Source organism: Allobosea sp. (assembly GCF_035999205.1).
In the GTDB taxonomy this organism is placed as follows: Bacteria; Pseudomonadota; Alphaproteobacteria; order Rhizobiales; family Beijerinckiaceae; genus Allobosea.
Window position 1 is genome coordinate 64,669 of the sequence record NZ_DASYHA010000015.1, and the last position, 23,366, is coordinate 88,034.

Annotated in this window: 26 protein-coding genes; 18 read left to right on the forward strand and 8 right to left on the reverse strand. The window is 66.8% G+C overall.

Annotated elements, in window-relative coordinates; genetic code table 11:
* Positions 1 to 31: 31 nt before the first annotated feature.
* The 7 genes from fliQ to VGN82_RS04685 form a co-directional block, all read right to left on the reverse strand.
* On the reverse strand, positions 32 to 298 hold the full coding sequence (gene fliQ, locus VGN82_RS04655; RefSeq protein WP_327525825.1) for a flagellar biosynthesis protein FliQ: 267 nt from the start codon (positions 296 to 298) through the stop codon (positions 32 to 34).
* 10 nt (positions 299 to 308) lie between these two features.
* Positions 309 to 587, reverse strand: coding sequence for a flagellar hook capping FlgD N-terminal domain-containing protein (locus VGN82_RS04660; RefSeq protein WP_327525826.1), 279 nt, complete (start codon positions 585 to 587; stop codon positions 309 to 311).
* A gap of 63 nt (positions 588 to 650) precedes the next feature.
* Positions 651 to 1,115, reverse strand: coding sequence for a flagellar biosynthesis repressor FlbT (flbT, locus tag VGN82_RS04665; RefSeq protein WP_327525827.1), 465 nt, complete (start codon positions 1,113 to 1,115; stop codon positions 651 to 653).
* Positions 1,116 to 1,137: 22 nt separating this feature from the next.
* Positions 1,138 to 1,485 carry a flagellar biosynthesis regulator FlaF gene (flaF, locus tag VGN82_RS04670; protein WP_327525828.1) on the reverse strand — a complete coding sequence of 116 codons (348 nt, stop codon included), beginning with the start codon at positions 1,483 to 1,485 and terminating at the stop codon, positions 1,138 to 1,140.
* Positions 1,486 to 1,628: 143 nt separating this feature from the next.
* Positions 1,629 to 2,678, reverse strand: a complete 1,050-nt coding sequence (locus VGN82_RS04675; protein ID WP_327525829.1) for a flagellar hook-associated family protein — start codon at positions 2,676 to 2,678, stop codon at positions 1,629 to 1,631.
* A 4-nt stretch (positions 2,679 to 2,682) separates the two neighbouring features.
* A complete protein-coding gene (flgK, locus tag VGN82_RS04680; protein ID WP_327525830.1) occupies positions 2,683 to 4,185 on the reverse strand; it encodes a flagellar hook-associated protein FlgK in 1,503 nt (500 codons plus the stop codon).
* A 31-nt stretch (positions 4,186 to 4,216) separates the two neighbouring features.
* Entirely contained in the window at positions 4,217 to 5,473 is a 1,257-nt protein-coding gene (locus VGN82_RS04685) for a flagellar hook protein FlgE (RefSeq protein WP_327525831.1), read from the reverse strand.
* Positions 5,474 to 5,920: 447 nt separating this feature from the next.
* On the opposite strand from VGN82_RS04685, the gene VGN82_RS04690 reads away from it, so the two are divergent.
* The 11 genes from VGN82_RS04690 to fliP all read left to right on the forward strand — a co-directional run bounded on the left by VGN82_RS04690 (position 5,921) and on the right by fliP (position 13,062).
* Positions 5,921 to 6,595 carry a response regulator transcription factor gene (locus tag VGN82_RS04690; protein ID WP_327525832.1) on the forward strand — a complete coding sequence of 225 codons (675 nt, stop codon included), beginning with the start codon at positions 5,921 to 5,923 and terminating at the stop codon, positions 6,593 to 6,595.
* 171 nt (positions 6,596 to 6,766) lie between these two features.
* Positions 6,767 to 7,147 (forward strand): flagellar basal body rod protein FlgB, encoded by a 381-nt coding sequence (gene flgB / locus VGN82_RS04695; protein ID WP_327525833.1) that lies wholly within the window; start codon positions 6,767 to 6,769, stop codon positions 7,145 to 7,147.
* 54 nt (positions 7,148 to 7,201) lie between these two features.
* The gene (gene flgC, locus VGN82_RS04700; RefSeq protein WP_327525834.1) at positions 7,202 to 7,621 is read left to right on the forward strand and encodes a flagellar basal body rod protein FlgC; all 420 of its coding nucleotides are present in this window, start codon (positions 7,202 to 7,204) and stop codon (positions 7,619 to 7,621) included.
* The gene (locus tag VGN82_RS04705) at positions 7,621 to 7,968 is read left to right on the forward strand and encodes a flagellar hook-basal body complex protein FliE (protein ID WP_327525835.1); all 348 of its coding nucleotides are present in this window, start codon (positions 7,621 to 7,623) and stop codon (positions 7,966 to 7,968) included. The genes flgC and VGN82_RS04705 overlap by 1 nt, the downstream gene beginning before the upstream one ends.
* 12 nt (positions 7,969 to 7,980) lie before the next feature.
* A complete protein-coding gene (gene flgG, locus VGN82_RS04710) occupies positions 7,981 to 8,769 on the forward strand; it encodes a flagellar basal-body rod protein FlgG (protein ID WP_327525836.1) in 789 nt (262 codons plus the stop codon).
* A gap of 13 nt (positions 8,770 to 8,782) precedes the next feature.
* The gene (gene flgA, locus VGN82_RS04715) at positions 8,783 to 9,247 is read left to right on the forward strand and encodes a flagellar basal body P-ring formation chaperone FlgA (protein ID WP_327525837.1); all 465 of its coding nucleotides are present in this window, start codon (positions 8,783 to 8,785) and stop codon (positions 9,245 to 9,247) included.
* A complete protein-coding gene (gene flgI / locus VGN82_RS04720; RefSeq protein ID WP_414644202.1) occupies positions 9,247 to 10,365 on the forward strand; it encodes a flagellar basal body P-ring protein FlgI in 1,119 nt (372 codons plus the stop codon). Before flgA ends, flgI begins: the two co-directional genes overlap by 1 nt.
* A gap of 219 nt (positions 10,366 to 10,584) precedes the next feature.
* On the forward strand, positions 10,585 to 11,118 hold the full coding sequence (locus VGN82_RS04725) for a MotE family protein (RefSeq protein WP_327525838.1): 534 nt from the start codon (positions 10,585 to 10,587) through the stop codon (positions 11,116 to 11,118).
* Positions 11,115 to 11,819: a flagellar basal body L-ring protein FlgH gene (gene flgH / locus VGN82_RS04730; RefSeq protein WP_327525839.1), complete on the forward strand. Its 705-nt coding sequence runs from the start codon at positions 11,115 to 11,117 to the stop codon at positions 11,817 to 11,819. The genes VGN82_RS04725 and flgH overlap by 4 nt, the downstream gene beginning before the upstream one ends.
* A complete protein-coding gene (locus VGN82_RS04735) occupies positions 11,819 to 12,328 on the forward strand; it encodes a flagellar basal body-associated FliL family protein (protein WP_327525840.1) in 510 nt (169 codons plus the stop codon). Before flgH ends, VGN82_RS04735 begins: the two co-directional genes overlap by 1 nt.
* Positions 12,325 to 13,062, forward strand: coding sequence for a flagellar type III secretion system pore protein FliP (fliP, locus tag VGN82_RS04740; protein WP_414644203.1), 738 nt, complete (start codon positions 12,325 to 12,327; stop codon positions 13,060 to 13,062). The genes VGN82_RS04735 and fliP overlap by 4 nt, the downstream gene beginning before the upstream one ends.
* A gap of 75 nt (positions 13,063 to 13,137) precedes the next feature.
* On the opposite strand, the gene VGN82_RS04745 is transcribed toward fliP, so the two are convergent.
* The gene (locus tag VGN82_RS04745; protein WP_327525841.1) at positions 13,138 to 14,394 is read right to left on the reverse strand and encodes an aminopeptidase; all 1,257 of its coding nucleotides are present in this window, start codon (positions 14,392 to 14,394) and stop codon (positions 13,138 to 13,140) included.
* A gap of 184 nt (positions 14,395 to 14,578) precedes the next feature.
* Between VGN82_RS04745 and VGN82_RS04750 the strand changes: the two genes are divergently transcribed.
* The 7 genes from VGN82_RS04750 (at position 14,579) to VGN82_RS04780 (ending at position 23,281) form a co-directional block, all read left to right on the forward strand.
* Positions 14,579 to 15,154: a GbsR/MarR family transcriptional regulator gene (locus VGN82_RS04750; RefSeq protein WP_327525842.1), complete on the forward strand. Its 576-nt coding sequence runs from the start codon at positions 14,579 to 14,581 to the stop codon at positions 15,152 to 15,154.
* Positions 15,151 to 16,839 carry a thiol reductant ABC exporter subunit CydD gene (cydD, locus tag VGN82_RS04755; protein ID WP_327525843.1) on the forward strand — a complete coding sequence of 563 codons (1,689 nt, stop codon included), beginning with the start codon at positions 15,151 to 15,153 and terminating at the stop codon, positions 16,837 to 16,839. Before VGN82_RS04750 ends, cydD begins: the two co-directional genes overlap by 4 nt.
* Complete coding sequence (locus tag VGN82_RS04760; RefSeq protein ID WP_327525844.1) at positions 16,836 to 18,530, forward strand: amino acid ABC transporter ATP-binding/permease protein; 1,695 nt, start codon at positions 16,836 to 16,838, stop codon at positions 18,528 to 18,530. The genes cydD and VGN82_RS04760 overlap by 4 nt, the downstream gene beginning before the upstream one ends.
* A 70-nt stretch (positions 18,531 to 18,600) precedes the next feature.
* Positions 18,601 to 20,178 (forward strand): cytochrome ubiquinol oxidase subunit I, encoded by a 1,578-nt coding sequence (locus VGN82_RS04765; RefSeq protein ID WP_327525845.1) that lies wholly within the window; start codon positions 18,601 to 18,603, stop codon positions 20,176 to 20,178.
* Positions 20,179 to 20,185: 7 nt separating this feature from the next.
* Positions 20,186 to 21,343 carry a cytochrome d ubiquinol oxidase subunit II gene (gene cydB / locus VGN82_RS04770; protein ID WP_327525846.1) on the forward strand — a complete coding sequence of 386 codons (1,158 nt, stop codon included), beginning with the start codon at positions 20,186 to 20,188 and terminating at the stop codon, positions 21,341 to 21,343.
* Positions 21,344 to 21,363: 20 nt separating this feature from the next.
* Complete coding sequence (gene cydX / locus VGN82_RS04775; RefSeq protein ID WP_327525847.1) at positions 21,364 to 21,495, forward strand: cytochrome bd-I oxidase subunit CydX; 132 nt, start codon at positions 21,364 to 21,366, stop codon at positions 21,493 to 21,495.
* Positions 21,496 to 21,682: 187 nt separating this feature from the next.
* Positions 21,683 to 23,281 (forward strand): gamma-glutamyltransferase, encoded by a 1,599-nt coding sequence (locus VGN82_RS04780; protein WP_327525848.1) that lies wholly within the window; start codon positions 21,683 to 21,685, stop codon positions 23,279 to 23,281.
* Positions 23,282 to 23,366 lie beyond the last annotated feature (85 nt).

Below are 23,366 nucleotides of genomic sequence, written 5' to 3' on the forward strand. Positions count from 1 at the left end.
CGGAAAATGCGGCGAGGGCGGTGCGCGTGCTCTAGAAGCCGCGCTCGATCCGCGCGTAGACGCGTTCGGTGAAGGCGAAGATCTGCGCGCCGGTGAAGGTGCCGGTGGTCGCCATCACGATCAGGATGACGAGGATCTTCGGCACGAAGGTCAGCGTCGCTTCCTGGATCTGAGTGAGGGCCTGCATCAGGGCGATCGCGATGCCGATCGCCATGGCGGCGGCCACCGCCGGTCCGGCGCCCAGCACGATCGCCCAGACGGCGTCGCGCATCATGTCGAGAGCATCGGCCTCGTTCATGGCCGGGTGCTCAGGCTTCGGTCGTCGTGGGCTTCAGCGCGGCGATGCCGGCGATGATCTGGTCCAGCTTGGCATTGGCCTTCGCGGACTGCTCGACCTGGGAGAGGGCGGCGAATTGCTGAACATACTGGGCCGGGTCCGTCGGATTGGTCGGATCCTGGTTCTTGGCCTGTGCGATCAGCAGCTGCAGGAAGGTGTTGTAGTCGCCCATGGCGCCGTTGGTGCTGCTGGTGCCGGACGAGCTGCTGCTGCTGGTGCTCGTCGTGCTCGGGATGCTGGTCACGTCCATGATCGCCTCTGCAATGTTGGGGGCCAGGCGCCTGCCACCGGTAACGGCGTTCGGCGCCAGGCCTTAAGCGACGTGAGCTTCGAGCCGCATCGGTACGATCGGCAGGTTCGGGCTCGTCTTCTCGAACATAGGCTCCCGAGCCTGCCCGGAGCTTGCGAGGATCGCGGCCTCGGCCGGGTAGAGCGCGCGCAGCTGCTTGAGCGCCTCGAAATAGCGTTCCTCGGCGATCAGCTTGTCGATGTGCTGGAGACCGAGGAGAATGGCTTCGTCCTCGAAAATGCAGGCCGTCGTCAGCAGCATGCGGTCGAAGAGCAGCCGTGCCGTGCCGGCATTCCTCGGTTCGATCAGCATGGTCTGGACGACGAAGTAGAGCTGCCGCAGCGGCGTCGTCGTCTGGTCGGGCTGAAGGACATGGGTCTCGAGCAGGAAGGTCGCATCGTTCATCAGTTCGAGGCTGACCTTGCGGTCGAATCGCAAGATCGCCCCGTTGATGTAGATCTTCTCGTTGGCGCGAAGGGAAAGGTTCATCGTCGTGGTTGTCCTTTGCGTATCAGGCCAGGCTGTCGCGGATCATCTTGTTGACGTCGATGACCGATTCGAAGTCGTCGGACTGGCCCAGGCGAAGCGCCTCGCCCTGCCTCAGCGCGAACATGCCGATCGAGATCAGCGAGGCCCGCAGCGCTTCCGGCAGCGCATTCTCGGCGCTGCCGAGGTCCTCGATCAACAGGGTCCAGAGCCGGCGAAGGAAGGTCACGGCCTCGATCGTCTCCGGCGATGCGGAGCCGGTCGGGCGGGCCTCCTCGAGCAGGCCGACGGCGTGGTCGAGCGCACGCCATTCATTGGCGCGCGCCAGGGCGAAATCGTCCTCGGCGACGGCCGCATAGGAGCTTTGGTACATGGAAGCGTCTCCGGACTGGTTGGAACGGGATCGGTCGGAACGGGCGCGCGCCTGCCCGGTCGCACGGGCGCATGGCCGGGCGGTGGTTCGATGCGGCACGATGAGCGGGGTGCCCCGGCGGCGGTCGCGGCCGGGGATCGTCGTCAGCGCATGTATTGCAGGATGTTCAGCTGCTGGATCCTGACGGTGAGCGCGTAGGCGGTGTCGAGCTGGGTCGTGAGGTCGGTGACCCGGACATTCGCCTCGTAGGGATCGACATCCTCGAAGGCCTTGATCTGCTTGGCCGTGATGTCGCGCTGGATCGTCAGCCGTTCGCTCGAGACCTTGACGCGTTCCTCGGTCGAGCCGAGCTGCGCCTGCGTCGCGGTGATGCCGAGGATCGCCTTGTTGATGCTGTCGATGCTGGCGTCGACGACTGCCCGGAAGGCGTTCGAGTTCAGGTTGTCGCCGAGCTCGAAAGCCATCGTGTAGGCCTGGGCCAGGTCGCGCATCGCCTGGGTGTTGGCGTTGGTCGAAACCTCGACGACCTCGCTCAGCGAGATCCGGCTGGTCATGTTCTGGTTCTGTGCAGAGGACCAGTTCGTGCCCCAGGCCGGGTCGGCGAACTCAGCCGGCAGCACCGTCTGCAGGAAGGTCGTCATGTCCGCCTGCGTGATGCTGGCAGCGGCGGGTGCATTCTGCGCGAAGCCGAAATGGCCGAGGAAGGCGGCATCGATCGCGGCCTTGTTGGTGGCGGCCGGTGTCGAGAAATAATCAGTGACCGGCCGGTCCTGCGTGTTGATGCCGGCGAAGATGAACTGCCCGCTGGCCGAAGCGTTGAGCGAGGCGGTCATCGCCTGGAGGTTGTTCTTGGCCTCCGATTTCAGGACATCCGCACCCTTGTCGCCGTCGCGGATGCTGATCAGCGTGGCCAAGAACTTCTCCGCCGTCTCACGCATGCCGTCGAGCGCCTTCTGCGTGACCTCGAGGCGGGAAGAGACGAGGCCGTTGGTATCGACGATGCCGTTCAGCCGGTTGTACTGGTCGCGCAGGCCGACGGTCTTGCCGGTGCTGCCGCCAAGCGTCAGCCCGACATCGGCATGGCGCAGTGTCGCGGATTCCTTGGTGGCATCGGCCAGGCTGTCGCGCGCCTTCGCCACGGCATTCCGCAGCGTGCCCGAAAGCGAATAGTTGGAAATGAAGCTCGTCTTCATGGCGTTACCTCACAGCGTCGAGCAATGCCGCCAGCATCCGGTCGATGGTGGTGATCAGGGTCGAGGAGGCGTTGAAGGAGCGTTCCAGCTCCATCATCAGCGTCATCTCCTCGTTGATGTCGACGCCGGTGACGTTGGAGAGCGCCGCCGTCGTCCGCTGCAGCAGAGCGGTCTCGTAGCCGAGCGTCTGCGTCGAAGTCTGGCGCTTGGCCTCGAGCCAGCCGACCGAGGAGCCGGCGAAGCCGACGAGCGTGTCGGTCGGGTCCGAGCCGGTGACGGGGTCGAAGCTGCGGCCGGTTCCCAACTCGGTCAGCAGGCCCTGGATGCGGTCCGGGAAGCCGGCCGCGCCCGAGGCGTTGTAGTTGTAGTCGGGGTCGGCCGGGTTCGAGATGCCGCCGTCCCGCAGCAGATCGAGATCGCCGCCCGTCGACGGGTTGACGTTCTGGTTGATCCGGATCGAGCTCGCCAGCCCATTCGAGAGCGTGCCCGTGGCGGGAACGCCCATCGGCGGGTCCACGGCCGGAGGGATGGGGGCCGCCCCGTAGGTGAAGAGACCGGCCTGTGCCGGACCGCCGCCGCCGGACTGGTCCTGCTCGGCGAATACCTCGATCAGCCCGCGCGCGATCTCGTCGAGCTGGCTCTGATAGGTGACGGTGATCTCGTCGCGGACGATGGAGGAGCCGTAGATCTGGCCGGATTTGAGCGGCATGATCGCGTTCGGGCCGGTGACCGGCACGCCGTCGACATAGACGGCATTGCCCGCCGTGCCGGCGCCAAGCGCGTAGTTCGGCGCCATCGAGACCTTGCGCGGCACGGTCTCGAACAGGGTCACGCCGCCATCGGTGTAGATGACCATGTCGTTGTTGGGCCTGGTCACCACGCTGATTCCCATCTCCTCGGAGAGCTGGGAGAGAACGCGGTCACGTGTGTCGAGCTGGTCAGTGATGTCGGCGCCCGACTGGCTGCCCTTGACGATCGCCTGGTTGGCGACCTCGAATTCGGCGAGCAGGCTGTTCACGCGGTCGACGCCGAGCTTCATGTCGGCATCGGCCTGCTGACGCACGGTGCGGACGGTCTCGCTCGCCTCGTTCAGCGTGCGCGCCAGTTCCGTCGCCTTGGTCAGGACGTTCTGGGCCAGCAGGGGATCGTCCGGCGTCACGCCGTACTGCTGCAGCGCATTGGTCAGGTCGCCGAGCTTGGCCGCCAGGGACTGGTCGAGCTCGGGGTCGTTGACGGTCGCCTCAAGCTGGTCGAGCGCATCGACGATGGCCTGCTGGCCCGAGGTCGTCGCGGTCGAGCCGAGCTTGGCGGCGAAGAGGACCGAATCCATCGCCCGGCTGATCGAGGCGACCTTGACCGCGCCGCCATAGGTCGTGATCACGGTCCCGGACTTGCGGTTGTAGTTCGGGTCGTCGGCGCCGGCGACGTTGCGCGAGAGGACGGAGGTCTGCGTCGAGGTTGCCGTCAGCGAGGACTGCGCCACGTTCAGGGCTGATGAAAGGCTCATGGGATCGTCCCCGTCTCTCTCGCGCCCTGACTCAGCGCTTCAGGTTGACCAGGACGTCGAGAATTTCGGACCCGGTCTGGAAGACTTTCGAGTTCGCGGTGTAGCTGCGCTGCGACTCGATCATCGCGGTCAGCTCGGTCGCGAGATCGACGTTCGACTGCTCCAGCGCGCCAGCCCGGATCGACCCGAAGCTGCCGGTCTCGGGAAAGCCGACGATGACGTCGCCGGACTTGTTGTTGACCGAGTAGACGTTGCCCGACTGCGGCGTCAGCTGATCGGGGCTCGGCACCGTGGCGAGCGGGATCTTGTAGGTGGCGCGGCGGGCGCCATTCTCGAACACGGCATAGACCGTGCCGTCGTCGGCAATCTCGACCGTCTCGACCGCGCTCGGCGCGTTGCCGTCGACGGCGAGTTCGAGTGCGGTCTCGCCAGTGGCGACCTGCGAGACCTGGCCGAAGTCGATGGTCGCGGTCGAGCCGCCGGGGATCGCCACGGTGAAGGTCGCGGGCGCGGTGGTGAGCTGGCCGGTGGGCCCGAAGGCCAGCGTCGCGGTCGCCAACGGGCCGCCGGCATAGGGGAAGCCGCCCGCTGTCGCGGTCGCTTGGTCGAAGACGACGGCCTGCCAGGTATCCGGGCCAGTGCCGGTCTTCGCCATGTAGACGTCGAGCATCTTCTTGTTGCCGAGATTGTCGTAGGTGACGATCGAGGCCTTGCTCGAATAGGTGCTGCCGGCAACGTTGTCGGATGGCAGCGTACCCGCGGCGATCACCGCCGAATTGGAATCAAGCACGCCCTTGAACGAGCCGGAGACGGTCGGGTTGGCTTCATAGGCGACATTGGCGAGGTTGATGCGCTCGAGCCCGTCGAGGCTGTTGGCGACGACGGTCGGCTGGCCGTTCTGGATCGGGTAGCCCATCAGATAGAAGCCGGCGGAATTGACCAGTTCCTGGCTGCCGTTCTTCACGAAGGCGCCGGCGCGGGTCATGTAGGGCGTGCCGCCGGCGTCGGTGACGACGAAGAAGCCGTTGCCCTTGATCGCGAGGTCGGTCTTCGAGGTCGAGCCCATGATCAGGCCCTCGTCGGAGATCGCGTAGCGGGTCGTCGTCTCGACGCCGCCGGAATTGTATTCGCTGTGATTTCCTTCGGAGATCAACGACGAGAACTCGGTCGAGGCGCGCTTGTAGCCGACCGTATTGACGTTGGCGATGTTGTCACTGACCGCGCCCAGCTTGCTTCCCTGGGCAGCCATGCCCGAGACACCGGTTCGCATGATACCGAAAATGCTCATCTGCCAATCTCCAACCTAAGCTTTCGATTGGCATTCGACAGCGATTTGCTTGCGTGAAGCTGTCGGAATACGTCGTGTAAACGTTTAGTAAAATTTCTATCTTGGCGAATGCCCATCCGGCCGTGATTCCACTCATTATACTATAGGGATCACGATCAAGCTCCTCTGGCGTCCTGAAACGGTACGTCGGCGACCACAAATCCGGTTGCGTTCGAGGCTGCCTCAGCTCCTCAAAAATGGATTCCAATTTCGGCTAATTTTTTATGGTAAACAAAAAGTATATCTATTCAAATAAATCCGTATACGGGTCTTTAATTCAGGTTTCCGCAGTGTTTTATCTCGCGACGCGCTGCAGCATTTCAGTGTTGACCCTGACGATGGCGCTCCATAGCGTTATTCTGCTTCCAACTCGTCCGAGGCGGAGCAATTCCGGAGTTGGGGGAAGTTATGTATATCGTGATCGATGATCGTGCGTTGGTGACGGAGGGCTATCAGTCCCTGTTTACTGGCGAAGGCGTTCCTGCCATCGGCTTCACCCCGTCGCGCTTTCAGGAGTGGGTCGAGGACACGCCGGTCGATCATCTCAAGACCGTTGAAGCATTCCTGATTGGCGACTGTGCCGAGCGGTCGACCTTCCCGACGATGATCCGCCGCCGCTCGCAGGCGCCGGTGATCGCGATGAACGAGGCCAGCTCGCTGGAGAAGACGCTGGAGCTGTTCGCGGCTGGCGTCGACGACGTGGTCCGCAAGCCGGTCCATGTCCGCGAGATCCTGGCCCGCGTGAACGCGATGCAGCGCCGCGCCGAGAAGCGCCGCTCGAGCGACGAAGAGGTCACGGTCGGTGAGATCAAGGTCCATTTCGACGGCAGCGATCCGGAAATCGCCGGCGAACTGATGCCGTTGCCGCGCCGCGAACGCCGCATCCTCGAATTCATGATGCGCAACCGCGGCCGCTGGGTGACGAAGACCCAGGTCTTCAACGCGGTCTACGGCCTGTTCGACGCTGAAGTCGACGAGGCTGTGGTGGAGAGCCATGTCAGCAAGCTGCGCAAGAAGCTGCGCGCGAAGCTGGGGTATGATCCGATCGAATCCAAGCGCTATCTCGGCTACACGATCTCCTGACGCTCCGGTCCCGGCACAAATGCCGGGAGCGCCTAGCCGCCTGCATGGCGGCTGCTTTGTGTTCTCAGCGCGCAGGCAATTCGCTAAGAGATCATTACTACAATTGCCGACAACAGCTTCGCGCAAGTCAATCCTCCTAGTGTTGTGTTGCAACAACCACGGAGGCTTCGGGTGGAGCCGATACATCTCTTCGATCTAGCCGCCAAGCAATCGCATTGGCTCGCCGTTCGTCAGAACGCCGTCTCGCAGAACATCGCGAATGCCAATACGCCGCGCTACACGGCTGTCGATGTCGAGCCCTTCGAGGCCATCGTCCGCAAGACGACCCTGTCGGTCGCGGCGACCGCACCGAACCACATCACCTCGACGCCGGCCGAGACGCTGACGGCCCGGCCGCGCAAATCTGACGGCTGGGGCACGGTGCATTCGGGCAATTCGGTCAGCCTGGAGCAGGAAATGCTCAAGGCCGGCGACATCAGCCGCAACTACGCCTTCACGACCAACATCGTGAAAAGCTTCCACCGCATGATGATGACGGCGATCAGGGGCTGACCAGCTCCACGCAAATCTTGTCAGGCGAATTCTTGCCATAGGTGAGTATAGACGATGATCGACCCGCTCAATGCTTCGCTTCGGATCGCAGGCGCTGGTCTCCAGGCCCAGTCGACGCGCGTGCGCGTCGTCTCGGAGAACCTCGCCAACGCGCAGGCCACGGGCACAACGCGCGGAGCCGATCCCTATCGTCGCAAGACCGTGACCTTCGAGAACACGATGGACCGGGCGCTTGGCGCCTCGCTGGTCAAGATCAAGGGCGTCGGCGTCGACAAGGCGCCATTCCGCGTCGAATTCGAGCCGAGCCATCCGGCCGCCGACGACAAGGGTTACGTCAAGATGCCGAACGTCTCGCTGCTGCTCGAAATGGCGGACATGCGCGAGGCGAACCGCTCCTACGAGGCCAACCTGCAGATGATCAAGCAGGCGCGCTCGATGCAATCCATGACCATCGATCTTTTGAGGAACGGCTGATGCTCAACGCGATTTCCGCTCTCGCCCCTGTCGCGAGCCAGGTCACCAAGGGACTGCAGGGTCTGCAGGGTCTCGGCGCCGCCGGCGTCGGCTCCGGCCTCGGTGCCAGTGCGGCTTCCGCCAATCCGGGCGCCGATTTCGGCTCGGTCTTTGCCGGCGTCGCCCAGAACTTCGTCGACAACCTGGCGCAGGGCGAAGCCCAGGCCGTTGCCGGCGTCCAGGGCAAGGCCGCGGTGCAGGACGTGGTCCAGGCCGTGATGTCGGCCGAGCAATCTCTGCAGCTGGCGATGGCGATGCGCGACAAGGTCGTCGCTGCCTACCAGCAGTTCGTTCAGATGCAGGTCTGAGGAAGCATTCCCATGAAAGTCCTTGCCATTGCCTCGACCGGCATGACTGCGCAGCAGCTCAATGTCGAAGTCATCGCCAACAATATCGCCAACATCAACACAACGTCGTTCAAGCGGGCGCGGCCGGAATTCACCGATCTGCTCTACCAGACCGAGCGTTCGCGCGGCGTGCCCAATCGCGGCGGCGACGGCTCGATTCCGGAGGGTGCCTCGCTCGGTCTCGGCGTGCGTGCCGCGGCGATCCGCAACCTGCACATCCAGGGCGCGATGACCCAGACCGGCAACCGGCTCGACCTCGCGATCGACGGCCGTGGCTGGTTCAAGATCACGGCGCCGGAGGGCGAGACGCTCTATGCCCGCGCCGGCACCTTCAACACCAATGCCGATGGCGATATCGTCACGGCGGATGGCTATCTGCTCGATCCGGCGATCCGCGTTCCGGCCGATGCCGTCGATGTGACGGTCAATGAATCCGGCCTGGTGATGGCCAAGATCCCGGGCGAGGTCCAGCCGCGCCAGCTCGGCCAGATGACCCTGGCGAACTTCGCCAACGATGCCGGCCTCGAGCCGCTCGGCGGCAATCTCTACCGCGAGACCGTGGCCTCGGGGCAGCCGACGGACGGCAACCCGACCAGCATCGGTTTCGGCAAGCTGCGCCAGGGCTATCTCGAGGCGTCGAACGTCGATCCGGTCAAGGAGATCACGGCGCTGATCGCGGCGCAGCGCGCCTACGAGATGAACGCCAAGGTCATCAGCGCCGCCGACCAGATGGCCGGCACCGTCTCCACCGGCATTCGCTAAGGGAATTCGCGCCATGGCCTCTCCGTCGGTCCGCTCCGCGCTGCTCGCCATCTGGCTCGGGCTGTGCGCCTTCAGCCCGGCGCAGGCCGCGTCGGAAGCCGTCATGCTGCCGGTGCCGGCGGTCACGCTCTATCCGGGCGACGTCATCAGCGACGCCCATCTGGTCGACCGCGCCTTCCGCACGGCCGCGCGGGTGTCGATCGACAACCGCCTGGCGATCATCGGCAAGGTGGTGCGGCGCACGCTGCTGCCGGGCCAGCCGATTCCCTTGAATGCGGTCGACGACGCCAAGGTGGTGCGGCGCGGCGTGCCGACGCAGGTCGTGTTCCGCGAGAACGATCTCGTCATCACGGGCATCGTCGAGCCGATGCAGTCGGCCTCGGTCAACGAAATGGTCAAGGCGCGCAATCCCGATACCGGGCTCATGGTCGTCGGCGTCGTCCAGGCGGACGGCACCATCCGCGTCGGGAGCGAATGATGAAATTGATCCCGCGACTGCTCGTATTCGCCTGCGCGCTGGCGATGGCGCTTCAATGCGTCGCGCCGGCCCAGGCGTCGGTGCGCATCAAGGACATCGCCGGCCTCCAGGGCGTGCGCGACAACCAGCTCGTCGGCTATGGCCTCGTCATCGGCCTGCAGGGAACCGGCGACAGCATCCGCAATTCGCCCTTCACCGGGCAGGCGCTTCAGTCGATGCTCGACCGGCTCGGCGTCAACGTCCGCAACTCGGCGCTGCGCACGCGCAATGTCGCGGCGGTCATCGTGACGGCGGATCTGCCGCCCTTCGCTGGGCGCGGCAGCCGCATCGACGTCAGCGTCGCCTCGATGGGTGATGCGACCTCGCTGCTCGGCGGCACGCTGGTCGTGACCTCGCTGCTGGCGGCGGACGGGCAGACCTACGCGCTGGCGCAGGGACGGTTGAATGTTTCGGGGTTCTCGGCCCAGGGGGAGGCCGAACGTCTGACGCAGGGTGTCGCGACTGCGGCACGCATTCCCGGCGGCGCCCTGGTCGAGCGCCAGATCGCCGATCAGCTTTCGAACCTCCACGTGCTCTCGCTCGAGCTGCGCAATCCTGATTTCGTCACGGCCGAGCGGGTCGCGGGCGCGATCAACGCCTTCACCCGCGATCGCTACAAGTCGACCGTCGCCTTCGCGCTCGACCATCGCACCATCAGCCTGACGCGACCGGCGAACATGTCGACCGCGCGCTTCATCGCGGAGATCGAGCGACTGACGCTGGAGCCGGATGCGCCGGCCAGGGTCGTGGTCGACGAGCGCACCGGCACGGTCGTGATCGGTCGCGACGTCAAGATCTCCACGGTGGCGGTGACGCACGGAAATCTGACGGTGCGGGTCACGGAGGCGCCGGTGGTCTCGCAGCCCGAGCCCTTCGCCCGGGGACAGACGGCGGAGGTTCCGCGTACCACGATCGAGGCGCAGCAGGGCAATGGCCGGCTCGCCATCATCAACGGCGCCAACCTGCACACGCTGGTTCGTGGCCTCAACCAGATCGGCCTGAAACCCGCGGGGATCATCGCGATCCTGCAGGCGATCAAGACGGCAGGGGCGCTGCAGGCCGACCTCGTGGTGCAGTAGCGCCGATCCCTTCCGGCCGGCCGCTCCCACGGGGGCAGGCCGGCCGAAAGCTGTTGTGACGACTTAGCGGTTCCCTGTGGTCCGCATTCCCTGACCCATGGTCTCGCCGATGGCTTCACTGGACGAGCGCTGAGGACCGCGAGCGGTCGAGCAGACGTCAGCCTCGCGAAAGCAACGCCAAGTAGATTTCCAGAACATCATCCAGGCGAGTTGCCAAGAATGCTGCCGAAAAATCCTTTCGCTTCAAGGTCCCTGCTCGTTCTGCTGCTGATGCTGGGTGCGGGGCAGGCCGGGGCACAGACCCAGACGCCGACCGTAGCCGTGGCCTCGACCTCGGATGCGGCGAGCTTCTGCTCGGCGCTCCGCGATCCCGCGGCGGAGGCCCGCTTCGCCTGGCAGGCGAATACGCTGAAGGGGCTCGAAACCAAGCTCGCGGATACGCTCAAGAAGCTGGAGGAGCGCAAGGCCGAGCTCCAGCTCCTGACCGACCAGCGCGCCGCCGAGGTCAAGCAGGCCGAGGCGCGCATGACCGACATCTTCGCGCGGATGCGCCCGGACGCCGCCGCACTTCAGCTCGCCGCGATGGACCAGGCGACCGCGGTCGCCGTGCTCGGCAAGCTGCCGCCCCGCGCGGCCAGCGCCGTCCTCAACGAGATGGAGGCCTCCCGTGCCGCCCAGCTCGCCGAAGTGATGGGCGGCCGGCGGCCTCAACTCAACAACGGAATGCCCACAACCGGAGCCCAGACCCGATGAAGGCCATCATTCTCGCAGCTTGCGCCGTCACCCTTGCCGGTTGCGGCATGGATATGTCGGAGCTCAATCGCGAGCCGCAGCTCTCGCGCGTCGGCAGCGGCCTGGTGAAGCAGCGTGACGCCATCCCGCTCGGCACGCCTCCCGGCCGCGGGGTCGATGTCGCCTTCAACTCGATCTATACGCGCCAGAGCGAGGATCTCTTCCGCGACAACCGCGCGATGAAGACCGGCGATGTCGTCACGGTGAAGATCTCGATCAACGACAAGGCCAAGCTCGACAACAAGTCGGACCGCTCGCGCAACTCGGCCGCGAAGTTCGGCCTGGATTTCCTCGCGAACTTCAACGGCGCCTCCGGCGATGCCGGCATGAGCGCGAGCGCGAATTCGGATTCCTCGTCGCGCGGCAGGGGCATGACCGACCGTTCGGAAGAGGTCGAGATGTCGGTCGCCGCCGTCGTCACCGAGATTCTGCCGAACGGCAACCTCGTGATCAATGGTTCGCAGGAGGTGCGCGTGAACTACGATATGCGCGTGCTCAACGTCACCGGGATCGTGCGTCCGCGGGACATTACCGGCAACAACACGGTGTCCTATGAGAAGATCGCCGAGGCACGGATCGCCTATGGCGGACGGGGCCGCGGGATGGAAGTGCAGCAGCCGGCCTGGGGGCAGCAGATCTACGACAAGGTCACCCCCTTCTAATGGCGGCAACCCCGAAACTGCCGGGCCCGCGCAAGCGTCGCGGCGCCTCGCGGCGCACCTTGCTGGCGGTCGCGCCCTTCGTGATCCTGACCGCGCTGGCCGCTGGCGCTGGCACACTCTGGGGCACGCGCGTCATCGGCACGGTCGAAAGCACCGTGATGAAGCGGATGGAAGCCGCGACGCCCGACCTTGCCGTCAACGCGCAGATGACCGGGACGCTGGTGCTGAAGAAGCTCTCGCCGATCGTCACCAACCTCGCCGCGCCGGCGAACACCTGGGTGCGGCTCGAAGCGGCGCTGCTGCTTGAGCAGAAGGCGGCAGCGACAGCCGATCCGCTGGTCGGCGCCATCACCGAGGACATCCTCGGCTTCCTGCGCAGCGTCACGGCGCGCCAGATGGAAGGCGCGGCCGGCCTGCGCAACCTGCGCGAGGACCTGCTCGAACGCGTCGCGATCCGCTCCAAGGGCCTCGTGCGCGACATCGTCATCGAAACCCTGGTTGTGCAGTGACCAAGCTTCTCTCCGCGTTCCTTATCCTGCTGGCCAGCGTCGCCGGCGCGCAGGCACAGTCCTTCGGGCTGGACGGCCTGCTGCCGCAGGGCGGCGCCTCGGCCTCGGGCCGCATCGTCCAGATCGTGGCGATGCTCACGGTGCTTTCGGTCGCACCGGGCCTGCTGATGATGGTCACCAGCTTCAGCCGTTTCGTGATCGCGCTGTCCTTCCTGCGTTCGGGGCTCGGCCTGCAGAGCACGCCGGCCAACCTGATCCTGATCAGCCTGGCGCTGTTCATGACCTTCTTCGTGATGGCGCCGACCTTCGACAAGGCGTGGCAGGACGGAGTGCTGCCACTGGTCGAGAGCCGGATCAGCGAGGGCGAAGCCTACACCAAGATCACGGCGCCATTCCGCGACTTCATGCTGGCGCAGACGCGGCCGCAGGATCTGCGCCTCTTCGCCGACATCGCGCCGCCGAGCATCCGCCCGGTCGACCCGGCGCAGGCTGTGGATCTGCGCGTGCTGATCCCGTCCTTCATGATCTCGGAACTGCGGCGCGCCTTCGAGATCGGCTTCCTGATCGCGCTGCCCTTCCTGGTCATCGACATGATCGTGGCGACCATCGTGATGTCGATGGGCATGATGATGCTGCCGCCGACCGTGATCTCGCTGCCGTTCAAGGTGATCTTCTTCGTCCTGATCGACGGCTGGAACCTGCTGATCGGCGGGCTGGTGAGATCATTCAGTTGAAGCGTTCGATGGTTGCGCCGCGGTCATTCCGGGCTCGCCCTGCGAACGCCCCGGAATGACCTTGCGTCGGCGCCATCAGGCCCACTCGCCCTTGCGGAAGACCGGGACGCGGCTGCCATCGGCGTGGACGCCGTCGATATCGACCTGATCGGAGCCGATCATCCAGTCGATATGGATGAAGCTCTTGTTGCCGCCCTGCGCCGCGATCTGCTCCGGCGTCAGCTTGGCGCCATCGAGGAAGCACTTCGAATAGCATTGGCCGAGCGCGATGTGGCAGGACGCGTTCTCGTCGAAGAGCGTGTTGTAGAACAGGATGCCGCTCTGCGAGATCGGTGAGGAATGCGGCACAAGCGCCACCTCGCCGAGCCGGCGGGCACCCTCATCTGTGTCGAGCACCTTGGCCAGCACGTCCGCGCCGCGCGCCGCCTTCGATTCGACGATGCGGCCGCCCTCGAAGCGCACCTGGATCTGGTCGATCAGCGTGCCCTGATAGGAGAGCGGCTTGGTGCTGGAGACATGGCCCTCGACGCGGCGGGCATGCGGCGTCGTGAAGACCTCCTCGGTCGGGATGTTGGCGTTGCAGGTGACGCCGTTCTTGGCCGTCGAGGCGCCGCCCTGCCATTCATGGCCGTCGGCGAGGCCGACCGTCAGATCGGTGCCTGGCCCCGAAAAATGCAGCGCCTGGAAGCGCTGGCCGTTGAGCCATTGCGTGCGGGTGCGCAAGCTCGCGTTATGCGCGGTCCAGGCCGGGACGGGGTCGCCGCCGGCGACGCGAGAGGCGGCGAAGATCGCATCCGCCAGCTTGGCCACCGCGACATCCTCGGAATCGCCCGGGAAGACCCGGCGCGCCCAGGCGGCGGTCGGATAGGCCAGTATGTTCCAGTTGATGTCGAAGCCGGCGATCTTTTCCAGCGCCGGCTGATAGGCGACGGAATTGGCCTTGCTGGCGCGCGAGACCTTGGCGGGATCCTGCTCTGAGAGCAGCATCGGGTCGTCGCCGACGATGGCGAGGCGGGCCGTGTTGTTCGAGAATGCCTTGGCGACGCCCTCATGCAGCCAGCCGGGGGCACGGTCGAAGCTGTTGTCGCTGGCGTAGCGATAGCGGGCGAGCGTGACCTCCTCGTCGGAGAGGATCGGCGTGACGAGGCCGGCTCCGGCCTTGTAGGCGTGCTCGGCGATCTTGCGCACCAGCGGCAGCGCCGCGACCGGGGCGGTCAGGAACAGGTCCTGGCCCGGCTGCAGGTTCAGCCCGACGCGGACGGCGGCCTGCGCCAGCCTGTCGAGCTTCTCTGGGTCGATCGATGCGGGAATGCTGCGCTGATGAATGGTCATGGGAACGCCCGTGCTGACGATGTCGAGCGAATCTAGAGCAGGGCGGGGCGTGAGCCAATGCACTGGCCCGTTCCGGACATGCCGCGATGCCTGAGCCGCATGGCTGTTCCCGCTTGCGGAGCGCTAGCTGGGAGCGTACATGAATTTCAGAAATTTCTGAAAATTCAGATCGACCGGAACATCGATGAAACTCTCGCCGCTCACCCAGGCCTTCGTTCTGCACTTCGGTGAGATGGGCAGCCGCTGGGGCATCAACCGGACGGTCGGGCAGATCTATGCGCTGCTCTATCTGTCGTCCGAACCTCTCTGCGCGGACGACATCGTCGAAAGCCTCGGCGTTTCCCGCTCGAATGTCTCGATGGGCCTGCGCGAGTTGCAGGCCTGGAACCTCGTGCTGCTGAAGCATCTGCCGGGCGACCGGCGCGACTTCTTCACGACGCCTGACGATGTCTGGCAGATCCTGCGCACGCTGGCCGAGGAGCGGAAGAAGCGCGAGGTCGACCCGACGTTGTCGGTGCTGCGCGAGATCCTGATGCAGAACCCGGCCGACGAGGCCGAGCGGCATGCCCAGGCCCGGATGGCTGAGATGCACGGGCTGATCGAGCAGCTCACCACCTGGTACGACGACGTCAAGACGCTGGAGACCGACCGGCTCGCGATGCTGCTGGGCCTGGGCGCGCGCGTCACCAAGCTGCTCGAGGTCAAGGACAAGATCGTCTCGATCGGCCGTCCGCGGCGCCCGGGGGCACCGGCATCATGACGGTCGCCGCCGAAAGCCTCCCGGCCGAGATCGCTGGGGATCGGGGCAGCCGCGTGGCCATGCTGATGCAGACGGCGGGTGCCTTGTTCTGGCTGCCGCAGGCCGGGCTGATCGCCTTCATCATCGGTGGCATCGCCGAAGGCAGGGGTTTCCGAGAGGCGCTGCTGCCGGCAGCGGGCGTGCTGGCGCTCGGCGTGGTGCGTACGACGTTCGAGGCGCTTGGCGCGCGCAAGGCCTTCCTCGCGGCGCGAGCCAGCCTGTCCCGGCGTCGAGGCCATGCGGTCGCGGCGCTTGCGGCCGGCTCGCCGCTCGACCGGGCCAGGCCAGCATCGGGCCAGGCGGCGAGCGTCGTCACCGAACAGGCCGAGGCGCTGGTGTCCTACCTCGCGCGGTTTGGCCCGGCCCGCTTCAAGGCCATGGTGGTCCCGCTCGTCATCCTTGGCGCCGTGCTGCCGCTCTCCTGGGTCGCGGCGCTGGTGTTGCTGCTCGCCGCGCCGCTGATCCCGATCTTCATGGCGCTGATCGGCTGGCGCGCCAAGGCCGCGAGCGAAGCACAGCTCGCCGAGACCGGCAATCTGAACGGATTCCTGCTCGACCGCCTGCGCGGGCTGGCGACGATCCGCGCGCTCGGCGCCGTCGATGCGACAGCGCTGAGGCTACGGGCCAATGCGGAAGACCTGCGCGCGCGAACCATGACGGTGCTGCGCATCGCCTTCCTGTCTTCGGCGGTGCTGGAGCTGTTCTCGGCGCTCGGCGTCGCCCTGGCCGCGGTTTATGTCGGCTTCCACCTGCTCGATGCGCTGCCCTTTGGCGCCTGGGGTGAAAAGCTCAGCCTGGGTGAAGGGCTGTTCATCCTGCTGCTGGCGCCGGCCTTCTTCGAACCGCTGCGTGAATTGTCGGCGGTCTGGCACGATCGCGCCGCCGGGCAGGCCGCGATTGCGGCACTGGACGACGTCTCGCGCGGTGGTCTCGCGTTGGTCGGAGGCGCGCAAGCCGATCGGGAGGGCGGCGCTGTTGCGAGCGGTGCGGTCGATCTGCGGATCGAGGGTCTACGCTTCTGCCACGCCGGTAGCGGCGAGGCAGTCCTGGATGGCTTCGACCTCAGGGTGGCGGCGGGCGAACATGTCGCGATCCTCGGTCCCAGCGGCTCGGGCAAGACGACGCTGCTCGCCCTCGTCGCCGGGCTCGCGCCTGCGGATAACGGCGAGATCAGCGTCGGAGGGACGAGACTCGGGCCGGAGAGCGCGGCCGGCTTGCGCCGGCGCATGGCCTGGATCGGCCAGCGTCCGCATCTCTTCGCCGCGACGCTGGCCGGCAATATTTCACTGGGCCGCCCGGAAGCTGACGCCCAGGGCGTCACCGAAGCGCTGCGGATCGTGGCGCTGGACGGGCTCGCCGCCGCGCGGCCCGGGGCGGCGATCGGCGAAGGCGGTGCCGGCCTGTCCGGTGGCGAGGGGCTGCGGCTGGCACTGGCGCGCGGTGCCGCCAACCCGCGGGCCGGCCTCATCCTCGCGGATGAGCCGACGGCCCATCTCGATGCCGGCACGGCGCGCGCAATCACCGAGCGGTTGCTGGCCTTCGCAGCCGGGCGCACGCTGGTCGTCGCGACCCATGATCCGGTGCTGGCGGCTCGAATGGACCGGGTCATCAGGCTCGATCTCGAAAGGCTGGAGGGTGCGGCATGACGGTTGCCTTCCAGCATCTGCGGCCGGTTCTGGCCTTCTTCATCGGCCAACGACGCAATGCGCTGCTGGGCGGGGCGCTGCTCGCTGCCGTCACGGTGCTGGCTGGCGTTGCGCTGCTCGGGCTTTCCGGCTGGTTCATCACCGCGACTGCGATCGCCGGGCTGTCGTCGGCGACGGCGCTCGCCTTCGACGTCTTCGCGCCCTCGGCCGGCATCCGCCTGCTCGCGCTCGGCCGCACCGCGTCGCGCTATGGCGAGCGGCTGGTGACGCATGACGTGACGCTGCGGCTGCTGGCCGGCCTGCGCGAGCGCCTCTTCCGGGGCTGGGCCGGGCCTGGAGCGGCGCATCAGCTGCTGCGGCGCCCGGCGCGGCTGCTGTTCCGCCTCACCGCCGACATCGACGCGCTGGATTCGCTCTATCTGCGCGTGCTGGTGCCGATGGCGGCGGCGCTTGGCACGGCGGCCGTGGTCGCCCTGGTGCTGGCGCTCCTGCATCCGGCGCTGGGCTTCGGCGCCGGCGCCTGGCTGCTTCTGGCGGGCCTCGGTCTGCCCATCCTCGCAGCCCACCGGGCGCTCGCGCCGGCGCGCCGACGGGCTCATGCCAGCGAGGCGCTGCTGGCCCGTGCGATCGATCTGGTCGCGGGCCAGACCGAACTCGTCATGGCCGGCCGCCTTGCGGCCCAATGCGCGGCGCTGGCCGGCGCGGATCGACGGCAGGCGGAGAGCGACGACGCGCTCAACCGGATCGAGACCGGTGTGGGTATCGGTTTCGGCCTGGCCTCGGCCGTGCTCCTGTCGGGCACGCTGTTGGCGGTGACGGCGCTAGCCGAGGCCGGGCGGATCGGCGCGCCGGCCGCAGCGCTCGGCGTCCTGGTCGCGCTCGCAGCGCTCGAGCCTTTCGCGGGCCTGCGTCGCGGCGCGCTCGAGCTCGGCCGCACGCTGTTCGCGGCGCGGCGGATCGGGCCTCGGCTGGCGCCTACCGAGGCTGCGCCAGTGAGCGCTCCCCCGTCGATCCCGGGAGTCGCCGCCTGGCTCGATGGTGTCGTGGTCAGGCATGACGGCGCGGCGCGGTCTTCTCTCACCGGGATTTCGCTGTCGCTGCAGGTGGCTGAGACCGTTGCCATCGTCGGGCCGAGCGGTGCCGGCAAGTCGACGCTGCTCAGCGTCATCGCCGGCGAGATCGGGCTGACAGCGGGCCATGTCGAGGCCCTGCCGGCGACGCTGCTGACCCAGCGCAGCGAACTGTTTCAAGACAGCCTGCGCGACAATCTGCGGCTGGCGGATCCTGCTGCCAACGACGCCCAACTCATGGCCGCCCTGGCTTCGGCCGGCCTGCGCGCCGATGTCGAGGCGCTGCCTCTGGGGCTCGAAACCCGCCTGGGCGAGAACGGGCTCGGCCTGTCGGGCGGCCAGGCACGGCGGTTGACGCTCGCCCGGCTGGTCCTGCGCGACACGCCGCTCTGGCTGCTCGACGAACCCACCGAGGGCCTCGACGGGGCGACGGCGCGCGACGTCATGGCCCGGCTGCGCGACTGTGCGCAACGGCGCTGCGTGGTCATCGCGACCCATGTCCGGCGCGAGGCCGAGGCCGCCGACAGGCTGATCGTCATGGAACACGGGCAGATCGTTGCGACGGCGCGGCGTGGCGAAGCTGGGTTCGCGGTGGTGCTCGCCGGCTTGCGGCCGGACTGAAGACGCAATTTGGTTTGCCGGCGCGGCAGCCCGCTGCGCCGGCGGTCATTGGAGGCTGGGGAGGACGGATATGGACCTCGACATCGTCGCGCTGTCGCGCCTGCAATTTGCCGTCACGGCGCTCTACCACTTCCTGTTCGTGCCGCTGACGATCGGGCTCTCGGTCCTGCTGGCGATCATGGAAACGGTCTATGTCATGACCGGCCGGGTGATCTGGCGGCAGATGACGAAATTCTGGGGCGTGCTGTTCGGCATCAACTTCGTGCTCGGTGTCGCCACCGGCATCGTCATGGAATTCCAGTTCGGCATGAACTGGAGCTATTACAGCCACTATGTCGGCGACATCTTCGGTGCGCCGCTCGCGATCGAAGGCCTGATGGCCTTCTTCCTGGAAGCCACCTTCGTCGGGCTGTTCTTCTTCGGCTGGGACAAGCTCTCGAAGATCGGCCATCTCGCCGCGACCTGGGCGGTGGCGCTCGGCTCGAACTTCTCGGCGCTGTGGATCCTGATCGCCAATGGCTGGATGCAGAACCCGGTCGGGGCAGCCTTCAACCCGCAGACGATGCGGATGGAGGTCACCGATTTCGCCGCCGTGCTGTTCAACCCCGTCGCGCAGGCCAAATTCGTGCACACGGTCTCGGCCGGCTACGTCGCGGCGTCGTTCTTCGTGCTCGGCGTCTCCGCCTGGTACCTGCTGAAGGGGCGCCATGTCGAACTGGCCAAGCGTTCGATGACGGTGGCCGCCTCCTTCGGTCTTGCCGCCTCGCTGTCGGTCGTCGTGCTCGGCGACGAGAGCGGCTATCTCTCCTCCGAGCACCAGAAGATGAAGCTCGCCGCGATCGAGGCGATGTGGCACACCGAGCCCGCGCCTGCCGCCTTCACGCTGATCGGCTTCCCCGACGACAAGGCCCGCGAGACCCATTTTGCCGTCCGCATCCCCGCCGTCATGGGTTTGATCGGGACGCGCTCGCTGACCCAGGAACTGCCCGGCATCAAGGAGCTCGTCGATCTCGCGAAGGTTCGGATCAAGGAGGGCATCGTCGCCTTCGACGCGCTGCAGACAATCCGGGCCGCCGGCAGCACCGGTGCCGTGCCCGAGGAGGCGCGCAAGGCCTTCGAGGACAATGGAGCGAGGCTGGGCTACGGGCTCCTGCTGAAGCGCTATATCGACGATCCGCGCCAGGCTACACCCGAGCAGATCGACAAGGCGGCCTGGGACACGGTGCCGATGGTCGCGCCGCTGTTCTGGACCTTCCGCATCATGGTCGGGCTGGGAATGTTCTTCATCCTGCTGACGGCGGTGTTCTTCGTGCTGTCGGCGCGGCGCATGCTCGACCGCTACCCCAAGCTGCTCTGGATCGCGGTGTTCTCGATCCCGCTGCCCTGGGTCGCGATCGAATGCGGCTGGTTCGTCGCCGAGGTCGGCCGGCAGCCCTGGGTCGTCGAGGGCGTGCTGCCCACCGCCGCCGCCGTCTCGAGCCTCGGCGCCGGGACGGTACTCGCGACCCTCATCGGCTTCGTCGTGCTCTACACGATCCTGATCGTCATCGAGATGAAGCTGATGCTGGCGGCCATCCGCAAGGGGCCGGAACCTGATGACGAGCCGGAAGCCGCGCTCGCCCCCGCCCATCTCGTCGCAGCGGAGTGATGCCATCATGATCCTTCATCAGCTCATCGACTACGACACCCTGCGCCTGATCTGGTGGCTGCTGCTCGGCATCCTGCTGATCGGTTTCGCCGCCACGGACGGGTTCGATCTCGGCGTCGGCATCCTGCTGCCCTTCGTCGGCAAGGACGACGTTCAGCGGCGGGTCGTGATCAACACCGTCGGCCCAGTCTGGGAGGGCAACCAGGTCTGGCTCATCCTCGGGGGAGGGGCGATCTTCGCCGCCTGGCCGCCGCTCTACGCGGTCTCCTTCTCGGGCTTGTACCTCGCGATGTTCGCGATCCTGATGGCGCTGATCCTGCGTCCGGTCGGGTTCAAGTACCGGTCCAAGCGCGACAGCGCCGCCTGGCGCAACGGCTGGGACTGGGCGCTGTTCATCGGCGGCTTCGTGCCGGCACTGATCTTCGGCGTCGCTGTCGGCAATGTGCTGCAGGGCGTGCCGTTCCGGCTCGAGGACGATCTGCGGATCTTCTATGACGGCAGCTTCTTCGGCCTCCTCAATCCCTTCGCGCTGCTCTGCGGGCTTCTGTCGGTGGCAATGCTGACGATGCACGGCGCCGGCTGGCTGATGCTGAAGACCTCGGGCGAGGTGTCGGAGAAGGCGCGGCGCTATGGCAGCCTCGCGGCGCTGGCGACGATCGTGCTGTTCGCGCTCGGCGGGCTCTGGCTCTGGCTCGGCATCGACGGCTATAGGATCACCAGCGCCGCCAACACGACCGGCCCTTCCAACCCGCTGTTGAAGACCGTCGCGCTGGACGGCAAGGCCTGGTTCGCGAACTACGCCGCCCGGCCCTGGCTGCTGATCGCCCCGGCGCTCGGCTTCCTCGGCGCGGCGGGTGCATTCCTCGGCCAGCGCAGCGGGCGCAGCGAGGTGCCGACGCTGCTTGCCAGCAAGCTCTCGATCTTCGGCATCATCTCGACGGTCGGCGTCTCGATGTTTCCCTTCATCTTGCCGTCCTCGATCCAGCCGAAGGCGAGCCTCACGGTGTGGGACGCGTCCTCGAGCCATCTGACTCTCTTCATTATGCTGGTCTCGACGGCTATCTTCCTGCCGATCGTCGTGGCCTACACCTCCTGGGTCTACCGGGTGCTGTGGGGCAAGGTCGAGGAGCAGGCGATCCGCGACGAATCCGGCCACGCCTACTGATCCGAAAGGGCGAGAACGCCATGTGGTACTTTTCCTGGCTGCTCGGCCTGCCGCTCGCCGCCGCTTTCGCGGTGCTCAACGCGATGTGGTACGAGCTGATGGACGATGAGGCGAAGCGCAAGCAGGAGGCTGCGGCGCCAAAGCGGCTCTGAGACACGGGCCGCGCCCGACTGCTCCGGCCGTTCGCTCCGACATGCCCCATCGGCATGGCCCCCGGCCGATCCGGCTGGCGCATTCGTCGCGGCGCTCTGTCATATATCTTCCTAGAATCGCGTCGCGACTCCGCCGATCGTCGGCGGAGTCGCGACATGCTTGCGCTTGATGGGGGAGTAATCGCCGATGGCCGTTGTCGATGAGGTGCCGTACCGCACGCAGAACTGGACGCTGGGTAAGCCGATGGCGAGCGGGCGTAACGGCATCGTCGTTTCGCAGAACCGCGAGGCGGCCGAGGCCGGAGCGGCGATCCTCGAGGCCGGCGGCAATGCGGCTGACGCGGCCGTCGCCGCCTGTTTCGCGCTGGCTGCCGTCGAGCCCTGGAACAGCGGTCTTGGCGGCATCGGCTTCGCGGTCGTGCTCAAGGCCAACGAGACGCAGGCCAAGGTCGTGGATTTCGGTCCGGTCGCGCCGCGCCGCGCCAACCCGGCCGACTATCCGCTGACCGGCGAGATGAAGAAGGATCTGTTCACCTGGCCCGAGGTCGTGGGTGATGTGAACATCCACGGCCCGCTCTCCTTCGTCATCCCATCTTCGGTCGCAGGCTATGCCAAGCTGAAGGAGAGCTTCGGCACGAAGATGCCGGTCGCCGAACTGCTGGCGCCGGCGATCGCGCTGGCGAAGCGCGGCCTGGCGCAGGATTGGTACACGACGCTCAAGGTCGCCTCCTCGGCATCGGTGCTGCGGCTTTATGCGGAGAGCGCACGGATCTACCTGCCGAACGGCCTGCCGCCGGTGCCGCCCTATCAGGGCAAGCCCGGTTTCTTCCGTCTCGGCAATCTGGCGGCGACGCTGGAGCGCCTCGCCACGGCCGGGCTCGACGACTTCTATCGCGGTGAACTGGCGGACCGGCTCGCGGCCGACATCAAGGCGTTGGGCGGCGTGGTCGATGCCGAGGATCTCGCGGGCTGCCAGGCCATTGTCCGCGACGCGCCGACGATCGACTGGCGTGGCAGCCATCTCGTCCACACCGCCGGCGGGCTGACCGCCGCGCCGACGCTGGAGGCCGTCGTCGAGGGCATGGCTGCGACCAAGCCCGCGCCGACCGGTCCGGATGCGGATTGGTTCGCGACCCTGTCGCGGGTCATGCGCGAGGCCTATGCCAGCCGCCTCGAAGGGCTCGGCGCTGCGACGGCGGCGACCGAGCCGGGCGACACCTGCACCACCCATCTGACGGTCGTCGACGGCGAGGGCACGCTCGTCACCGTGACGACGACGCTGCTCTCCTCGATGGGCAGCCGCGTCGTGCTGCCCGAAACCGGCGTGCTGATGAACAACGGCATGATGTGGTTCGATCCGCGCCCCGGCAGCGCCAATGCGATCGCGCCCGGCGCCCGGCCGCTCTGCAATATGTGCCCGGTGATCGTGACCCCGAAGGATGGCAGCTGGCCGCGCTTCGCCGGCGGCGCCTCGGGCGGCCGGCGCATCCTGGCGAGCGTCTACCAGATGCTGGCCTGGACGGTGGATTGTGAATTCGGGCTCGAGCAGGCGGCGCATCTGCCGCGCATCGACGTCTCGGGCCCCGACCAGACAAGTGCCGACCTGCGCCTGCCGGCGGAGACGCTTGCCGCGCTCGAGGCCGCTGGCCCGCTCGTCGTCGTCGAGCATGGCGTGCTGCCTATCAACTTCGCCTGCCCGAACCTGATCAGAGTGAACAGGGATGGCGCCGAGGGCATCAGCGACGTGATCTCGCCCTGGTCGGCCGCGGTGGCGGCGAAGGGGTAGGCGGTGTTGGTTTCCTGAGGAAACACGTCGTCATCCTGGGCGACCAGAGGTCGTCCCGGGATCCATCATAAAGCTCAGCTCCCTA

Bases quoted from the DNA above. Each gene is read 5' to 3' on its own strand.
- fliQ (WP_327525825.1), bottom strand. From the start codon at position 298: ATGAACGAGGCCGATGCTCTCGACATGATGCGCGACGCCGTCTGGGCG.
- VGN82_RS04660 (WP_327525826.1), bottom strand. From the start codon at position 587: ATGGACGTGACCAGCATCCCGAGCACGACGAGCACCAGCAGCAGCAGC.
- flbT (WP_327525827.1), bottom strand. From the start codon at position 1,115: ATGAACCTTTCCCTTCGCGCCAACGAGAAGATCTACATCAACGGGGCG.
- flaF (WP_327525828.1), bottom strand. From the start codon at position 1,485: ATGTACCAAAGCTCCTATGCGGCCGTCGCCGAGGACGATTTCGCCCTG.
- VGN82_RS04675 (WP_327525829.1), bottom strand. From the start codon at position 2,678: ATGAAGACGAGCTTCATTTCCAACTATTCGCTTTCGGGCACGCTGCGG.
- flgK (WP_327525830.1), bottom strand. From the start codon at position 4,185: ATGAGCCTTTCATCAGCCCTGAACGTGGCGCAGTCCTCGCTGACGGCA.
- VGN82_RS04685 (WP_327525831.1), bottom strand. From the start codon at position 5,473: ATGAGCATTTTCGGTATCATGCGAACCGGTGTCTCGGGCATGGCTGCC.
- VGN82_RS04690 (WP_327525832.1), top strand. From the start codon at position 5,921: ATGTATATCGTGATCGATGATCGTGCGTTGGTGACGGAGGGCTATCAG.
- flgC (WP_327525834.1), top strand. From the start codon at position 7,202: ATGATCGACCCGCTCAATGCTTCGCTTCGGATCGCAGGCGCTGGTCTC.
- VGN82_RS04705 (WP_327525835.1), top strand. From the start codon at position 7,621: ATGCTCAACGCGATTTCCGCTCTCGCCCCTGTCGCGAGCCAGGTCACC.
- flgG (WP_327525836.1), top strand. From the start codon at position 7,981: ATGAAAGTCCTTGCCATTGCCTCGACCGGCATGACTGCGCAGCAGCTC.
- flgA (WP_327525837.1), top strand. From the start codon at position 8,783: ATGGCCTCTCCGTCGGTCCGCTCCGCGCTGCTCGCCATCTGGCTCGGG.
- flgI (WP_414644202.1), top strand. From the start codon at position 9,247: ATGAAATTGATCCCGCGACTGCTCGTATTCGCCTGCGCGCTGGCGATG.
- VGN82_RS04725 (WP_327525838.1), top strand. From the start codon at position 10,585: ATGCTGCCGAAAAATCCTTTCGCTTCAAGGTCCCTGCTCGTTCTGCTG.
- flgH (WP_327525839.1), top strand. From the start codon at position 11,115: ATGAAGGCCATCATTCTCGCAGCTTGCGCCGTCACCCTTGCCGGTTGC.
- VGN82_RS04735 (WP_327525840.1), top strand. From the start codon at position 11,819: ATGGCGGCAACCCCGAAACTGCCGGGCCCGCGCAAGCGTCGCGGCGCC.
- VGN82_RS04745 (WP_327525841.1), bottom strand. From the start codon at position 14,394: ATGACCATTCATCAGCGCAGCATTCCCGCATCGATCGACCCAGAGAAG.
- VGN82_RS04750 (WP_327525842.1), top strand. From the start codon at position 14,579: ATGAAACTCTCGCCGCTCACCCAGGCCTTCGTTCTGCACTTCGGTGAG.
- cydD (WP_327525843.1), top strand. From the start codon at position 15,151: ATGACGGTCGCCGCCGAAAGCCTCCCGGCCGAGATCGCTGGGGATCGG.
- VGN82_RS04760 (WP_327525844.1), top strand. From the start codon at position 16,836: ATGACGGTTGCCTTCCAGCATCTGCGGCCGGTTCTGGCCTTCTTCATC.
- VGN82_RS04765 (WP_327525845.1), top strand. From the start codon at position 18,601: ATGGACCTCGACATCGTCGCGCTGTCGCGCCTGCAATTTGCCGTCACG.
- cydB (WP_327525846.1), top strand. From the start codon at position 20,186: ATGATCCTTCATCAGCTCATCGACTACGACACCCTGCGCCTGATCTGG.
- cydX (WP_327525847.1), top strand. From the start codon at position 21,364: ATGTGGTACTTTTCCTGGCTGCTCGGCCTGCCGCTCGCCGCCGCTTTC.
- VGN82_RS04780 (WP_327525848.1), top strand. From the start codon at position 21,683: ATGGCCGTTGTCGATGAGGTGCCGTACCGCACGCAGAACTGGACGCTG.